The sequence below is a fragment of the Acidovorax sp. genome, from assembly GCF_021287135.1.
Lineage (GTDB): Bacteria > Pseudomonadota > Gammaproteobacteria > Burkholderiales > Burkholderiaceae_C > Acidovorax.
Window position 1 is genome coordinate 24,652 of sequence record NZ_JAJTBB010000076.1, and the last position, 6,369, is coordinate 31,020.

A 6,369-nucleotide genomic window follows, 5' to 3' on the forward strand; every position below is an offset into this window, starting at 1 on the left:
TCCGCGGCGGCGCGTTGGCCTGCCGGCGGTTCCGCCCCTTTCCCCCCTATCTGGAGCAGGCGCAGCGCGCCTGAACGCTTTGCAGCACGACCACCACCTCGACCACGACTCCGCGCACTGCGCGCACGACCACGGGCCCCAGCACATCTACATCTACTCGCCGGCCAGCGCCATCCGCGACAAGGCGGCTTTCAAGCGCGGCATTGCGCGCCTGAAGGCCCTGGGCCACGAGGTGGAGGTGGACCCCGACGCCCAGGCCGTGCACACGCGCTTTGCGGGCGACGACGCCACGCGCCTGGCCGCCATCCACCGCGCGGCGGCCAGCGGGGCCGACGTGGCGCTGATCACGCGCGGGGCCTATGGCCTCACGCGCATCCTGCCCGGCATCCGCTACAAGGCCGTGGCCAAGGCGATTGCGGGCGGCATGAAGTTTGTGGGACTGAGCGATTTCACGGCCTTCCAGAACGCGGTGCTGGCGCAGACCGGTGCCACCACCTGGGCCGGGCCCGCACTGATCAGCGACTTTGGGGTGGAGGGCGAGCCCGACGACATCATGCTGGCCTGCTTCGATGACCTGCTGACCGGCCACGGCGAAGGCACCGGCTGGACGCTGGGCCGCGAAAAGCCCCGGGCCGACGGGCGCCCGGCCGTCCCCGAGGTGTACGTGAAGCAGGCGCAGCTGTGGGGCGGCAATCTGGCCGTGCTCACCGGCCTGGTGGGCACGCCGTATTTCCCGCAGGTCAAGGGCGGCATCCTGTTTGTGGAGGACGTGAGCGAGCACCCCTACCGCATCGAGCGCATGCTCACGCAGCTGCTGCACGCGGGCGTGCTGGCGCAGCAAAAGGCCGTGGTGCTGGGCCAGTTCACCGGCTACCGTCTGGCGCCGCACGACAAGGGCTTCAAGCTGCAATCCGTGGTGGACTGGCTGCGCACGCAGATCAAGGCGCCGGTGCTGACCAACCTGCCGTTTGGGCATGTCGACACCAAGGTGCTGCTGCCCGTGGGCGCGCAGGTGTCGTTGTCGGTGGAAGGGCGGGACGCGCTGATCTACTGGGGACACCAGCACTGAGAACGCCAGCACGTTCTGAGCGTCAAGGATGCGGCACGGTCCCGTGTGCGGGCCGCGGGGCGGTCGGCAACTGGCCCTGAAAGAGCCGGGTGATGCGTTCGACCTCCGCCTGCGCGGATGCGGCCCCGCGCAGCGGCGCCAGAACACCCTGCAGGTCGCTGCGCAGGTACCACAGGGCTTCGATGTCTGCGGCATAGCGCAAGCGCATGTTCATGCGCGCCACTTCGCAGCCCGCCAGGCCCGACAGGGTTTGCAGCATGGCCGTGCGCACCACCTCCAGGCCCTGGTGGCGCACCCATCCCGTGGACGACGGCTTGTCACGGCCCAGCAGGTCGTGCAGGCTGTTGCGGAGGTTGGGCTTGATCCAGCGCATCGGAGCGATCGGGTAGGAAGACGGGCTGTCAAAGTAAGTCGGCGCGAGGCGCGGCGCAAGAGGCATGCTCCTGTTTTTGCGTAAAGACAACAAACCCGGGGCAGGGGCCGTGCAGTTTTTCACGCCTGCCGGGGGGTGCCGGGGGAGAGGGCGCGCAAGAAAGGGGGGCCGCTGGTCGGGCCCCGGGGCCGTTCGTGGGCCGGGGCCGCAGCTTTGTGTGCGCCCGCGGAAGGCTTGGACTAAACTGAATAACATGGTGTTACTTTCAGGCCGTTGCCCATGACTGTGTTATCGACAATGGTCTTTGCAGACATCTCCGGCAGCACCGCCCTGTTTGAAGCGCTGGGCAACGAGCGCGCCACCGAAGCCATCACGCAGATGACCCGCCGCATCGGCGACGCCCTGGAGGCCTGCGGTGGTCGGGTGGTCAAGACCCTGGGGGACGGCGTGCTGGGCATTTTTGGCGACGCCGCCGGAGCCGTTTCGGCCACCGCCACACTGTTGCGGCAGCAGCACGAGCGCCAGGGCCGGTGGCCCCAGCCCGTGCGCATGGAATTGCGTGTCGGCGTGGCCAGCGGCGAGGTGGTGGAGGTGGACGGGGACTGCTATGGCGATGCCGTCAACGTGGCCTCGCGCCTGTGCGAGCGGGCCGGGGCGGGCGAGATCTGGGCCACCGAGACCACCGTGCTGCTCGCCGGGGCGGCGCCGGAGGTCTGGTACCGCAAGATGGGCCTGCTGGAGATCCGGGGCAAGTCCGAACTGCAGATGCTCTACCAGGTCGAGTGGCGCGAGGACGAAGCGCCCGACTCCCTCACCATGCAGGCCACGCTGATGAGCAGCTTTGCGCCCGAGGACTCGGTGCTGGGCAAGATCCAGTTTTCCTGGCACGGGGTGGACCACACGTTTTCCTCGTCTGACGTGCCCGTGCTCCTGGGCCGCGCCACGCATGCGCAGCTGTGCATCAACGACCCGCGCGTGTCGCGCCTGCATGCGCGCATTGACTGGCGTAACGGCGGCTTCGTGCTGACGGACATGAGCAGCTTTGGCACCTGGGTGCGGTTCGAGGGCAGCGATTCGCTGGTGCGGCTGCGCCGCGATGGCTGCCAGCTGCACGGGACCGGCGAGATCGCCCTGGGCGTATCGTTCATGGAAGCGAGCGCGCCGGTGATCCGCTTCCACGTGGCGGGCGCCAGCGTCCACCTGGTGTGAGCCGCCCGCACCCCCGGTGCGGTGCCGGCAGGCACCGCCCAATCCACCGCCGCCCGTGCGCGGCTTGCAGAACCTCAAACGCACAGGAGACAGACTGAACATGGCATGGATGAAAAAGACGGCCGTTGGCCTGGTGGCCGCCGCCCTGCTGGCCGGCGCCGGCGCGGCGCTGTACGTGCAGCGCAGCTTTGCACGGCTCGATGGCGGGCTGGCCGTGGCGGGCCTCGCCCAGCCCGTGCAGGTGTTGCGCGACGGGGCGGATGTCACGCATGTGCGAGCCCAGTCGCCGCAGGACGCCTGGTTTGCCATGGGCTTCGTGCATGCGCAGGAACGGACCTGGCAGCTGGAGTTCAACCGGCGCGTGATGCACGGCCAGCTGTCTGAAGTCTTTGGCCCCGCCACGCTGGAAACCGACAAGCTCATGCGGGGCCTTGACATCTTGGGCGCCGCGCGCCGCCAGTACGAAGGCCTGCCGCTGTACGCCCAGGAGGCGCTGCAGGCCTACGCCCGCGGCATCCAGGCGTTTCACAAGAACCGTCCGCAGGCCTTGCCGCCCGAGTTCCAGGTGCTGGGCGTGCAGCCCGGCGGCGCCGAGGGCGCGGTATGGACGCCGGAGGACAGCGTGGGGTGGGCCCTGATGATGGCGCTGGACTTGGGCGGCAACTGGGGCAACGAGTTTGCGCGGCTGTCGGTGGCGCGTACGCTGGACACGGACCGGCTGTGGCAGCTGATGCCGCCGTACCCCGGCGAGCAGCCCGCGGCCGCGGCCGATCTGGCGCAGCTGTACCGCAGCCTGGGCGTTTACCGCCCCGCGGGGGCCAGCGGCCCGGCGGCGGCCTCCGGCGCCCATGGCACCGCCAACGCGCAGGCGGCGGGCTTTCTGGACCGGCAGATCGGTGCCGGCATGCTGGCCTGGGCCGATGAGCTGGCGCGCAACGCGGGCACCAACGAAGGTAAGGGCAGCAACAACTGGGTGCTGGCCGGTTCGCGCACGGTCAGCGGCAAGCCGCTGCTGGCCAACGACCCGCACCTGGGCCTGTCGGCCCCGGCCATCTGGTACTTTGCCGGCCTGCAGGCCCCCGCGGGCCGCGCATCGGACGGAACCCCCATCGCGGCGATCGATGCCGTGGGCGCGACCCTGCCGGGCCTGCCCTTTGTGGTGCTCGGCCGCACCGACAAGGTGGCCTGGGGATTCACCAACACCGGCCCCGACGTGCAGGACCTCTACCTGGAGCAGATCAACCCGGCCGACGCCACGCAATACCGCACGCCGCAGGGCTGGGCGCCGTTCACCGTGCGCCAGGAGACGATCCGCGTCAAGGGCCAGGCTGACGTGGTGCTGCAGCTGCGCAGCACCCGCCACGGCCCCGTCCTGAGCGACGTGCAGAAGTCGCACGCGGACGTGCTGGACCTAGGCAAGTATGTGCTGGCCCTGCGCTGGACGGCGCTGGATGCCGACAACCAGACCGTGGTGGCGGGCCTCAAGACCAACCAGTCCAAGACGGTGGACGAGCTGTTCGCGGGCCTGGCGCACTACCACTCGCCCATGCAGAGCGTGGTGGCGGCGGACGACCAGGGCACCATCCGCTTCAAGGCCGCCGGCCGCGTGCCGGTGCGCGACGCCGCCAACGACATCCGCGGGGTGGCGCCATCCCCCGGCTGGGACGCGCGCTACGACTGGAAGGGCTGGCTGCCCTACGACCAGACGCCGCAGGACGACGGCGCCAAGGGCTGGATCGCCACCGCCAACCAGCGCGTCACGGCGCCCGGCTACCCGCACTACCTCACGCAGGACTGGACGCTGCCCTACCGCTACGAGCGCATCGCGCAGCTCATCGAGGCGACCCCCCGGCACGACGTGGCCAGCATGCAGGCCATCCACCGCGACGTGACGTCGCTGGCCGCCCGGCGCCTGCTGCCGTACCTGCTGCAGGCCCAGCCGTCCCATGCGCTGGCGGCCGCTGCACAACAGCAGCTGCAGGGTTTTGACGGGGTGATGGACGCGCAACGCGCCGCGCCGCTGATCTTCGCGGCCTGGACGGACGAGCTGGCGCGCGGCCTGCTGGTGCCGCGCATCGGCCAGGAGCGGTTCGACGCCACCTACGGCAAGCGCGACTACCGCGCCGCCCTGGAGGGCATCCTGGAGCGCAACGACGCCTGGTGGTGCCAGCCGAAGACCTGCGCCGAGCAGTCCTCGGCGGCCCTGGGGCGGGCGCTGGACCGGCTGCAGGCGGACTACGGCGCAGACCCGGCCCGCTGGCGCTGGGGCGTGGCCCACCCGGCGCTCAGCGCCCACCGGCCCTTCGGCAGCGTTGCCGCGCTGGCGCGCTTTTTCGACGTGAGCGTGCCGTCCCACGGTGACGCCTACACCGTCAACGTGGGCCAGTACAACGCGGGCGAGGCCAAGGGCCCGTTCGTGAACCGGCATGCTCCTTCGCTGCGGGCCGTGTATGACTTGGCTGACCTGGAGCAGTCGCGCTTCATCTACCAGACCGGCCAGAGCGGGCTGGTGTTCTCGCCGCGCTACCGCGACATGAGCGCCACCTGGGCGGAAACGGGGTACCGCGCATTGCAGCGCCGGCCCGGCCGCTGGGCGCACACGTTGGCGTTGAACCCGGCACCGGCTGCGCCGTAGGCGGCCGGCACGGCAGGCGCACTCGCTGCGCCCGCCGCGTTGCGGGTGCGGCGCAGGCGGCGGAATTTTTGATTGAAATGGCCTCTAGCGCTTTGTAGATAAGCGCTAGCAGCTATAAATTTGATAGCTTTTGCTGGCCCGATGCTGGTGATGGCACGGGCCGCCAGGGCCCCCGGTGCGGCAGGCTGCCCCGCGGGTTTGCCGCGCTGGCGGTTGCCCCCAATAATGCGGAATCTCGACCTTTCCGAAGCTCCGTGCTTCCGCCCGCCATGTTTGATCGCCTTCGCAAAGTCTTCAGCGCCCCCGGCGCTCCCGCTGGCGGGCCCGTTACCAACAAGGAGGTGGCCCGCTGGGCGGCAGCGCAGCAGATTGCCATCGTGCCGCACGCAACGGAAGGGCACTTCGATCTGGGGGGCGATGTCGGCGGGCAGGCCTGGCGGCTGGAAAGCGGCACGCCCACGCGCGAGTATGTGCGCGGCCTGGAGCTGCGGGGCCGCGCCGACGTGGGCGCCGACCCGGATGCGGCCGTCATGGTGCTCAACCGCTGCCTGCGGGAGGCGCTGGAGGGCCGCGCCTACAGCGCGATCACCGACACCCTGCAGACCCGCGTGGATGCCAGCCTGCCCGAAGAGGTGCGCTGGCTGGCGATGTACGAAGAGATGGCCTGGCCGGGGCTGCCGGCCTCGTTTCGCCAGCATTTCGCCGTGGTGGCGGAGCGCATGGAGGTCGCGCAGCGCTGGGTGCATGCGCCCGTGGTGTCGCAGCTGCTGAACTTCCTGGAGGGGGAGCGCAGCGCCGTGCGGGCGCAGACGCCGTTGCTGCTGATGCTGGTGCACGGCCGGGTGTTCCTGCGCATGGAGCGCGCCGAGCGCAGCCTTGCCGAGATCGCGCACGCCACGCAGATGCTGCTGATGGCTGCCCAGGCCGCTATGCAGAACCTGCCCCCGATGTCCGTGGCCGGGCCGGACGACTTGCCGCATGCCGGCTAGGAGTCTGCGCGGCAGAAGGCATCGAAGCGAAACGCGCGAAAACCGAGGATCGCGTGGTGCTACCGACAAGCCCAGGGTGGCCCCCTGGGCGCAG

General features: G+C 70.2%; 5 protein-coding genes. 4 read left to right on the forward strand and 1 reads right to left on the reverse strand.

Annotated features, from left to right (window positions below; genetic code table 11):
- Positions 1 to 79: 79 nt before the first annotated feature.
- Complete coding sequence (locus tag LWW96_RS17180; protein WP_291489076.1) at positions 80 to 1,069, forward strand: LD-carboxypeptidase; 990 nt, start codon at positions 80 to 82, stop codon at positions 1,067 to 1,069.
- A 22-nt stretch (positions 1,070 to 1,091) separates the two neighbouring features.
- Here LWW96_RS17180 and LWW96_RS17185 read toward each other — a convergent pair whose 3' ends face one another.
- Positions 1,092 to 1,442, reverse strand: coding sequence for a hypothetical protein (locus tag LWW96_RS17185; protein WP_291489077.1), 351 nt, complete (start codon positions 1,440 to 1,442; stop codon positions 1,092 to 1,094).
- A 297-nt stretch (positions 1,443 to 1,739) separates the two neighbouring features.
- On the opposite strand from LWW96_RS17185, the gene LWW96_RS17190 reads away from it, so the two are divergent.
- The 3 genes from LWW96_RS17190 to LWW96_RS17200 all read left to right on the forward strand — a co-directional run bounded on the left by LWW96_RS17190 (position 1,740) and on the right by LWW96_RS17200 (position 6,275).
- Positions 1,740 to 2,651 (forward strand): adenylate/guanylate cyclase domain-containing protein, encoded by a 912-nt coding sequence (locus LWW96_RS17190; protein ID WP_291489078.1) that lies wholly within the window; start codon positions 1,740 to 1,742, stop codon positions 2,649 to 2,651.
- A gap of 100 nt (positions 2,652 to 2,751) precedes the next feature.
- On the forward strand, positions 2,752 to 5,286 hold the full coding sequence (locus tag LWW96_RS17195; RefSeq protein ID WP_291489079.1) for a penicillin acylase family protein: 2,535 nt from the start codon (positions 2,752 to 2,754) through the stop codon (positions 5,284 to 5,286).
- Between the two features lie 269 nt (positions 5,287 to 5,555).
- Positions 5,556 to 6,275, forward strand: a complete 720-nt coding sequence (locus LWW96_RS17200; RefSeq protein ID WP_291489080.1) for a hypothetical protein — start codon at positions 5,556 to 5,558, stop codon at positions 6,273 to 6,275.
- Positions 6,276 to 6,369: the final 94 nt, after the last annotated feature.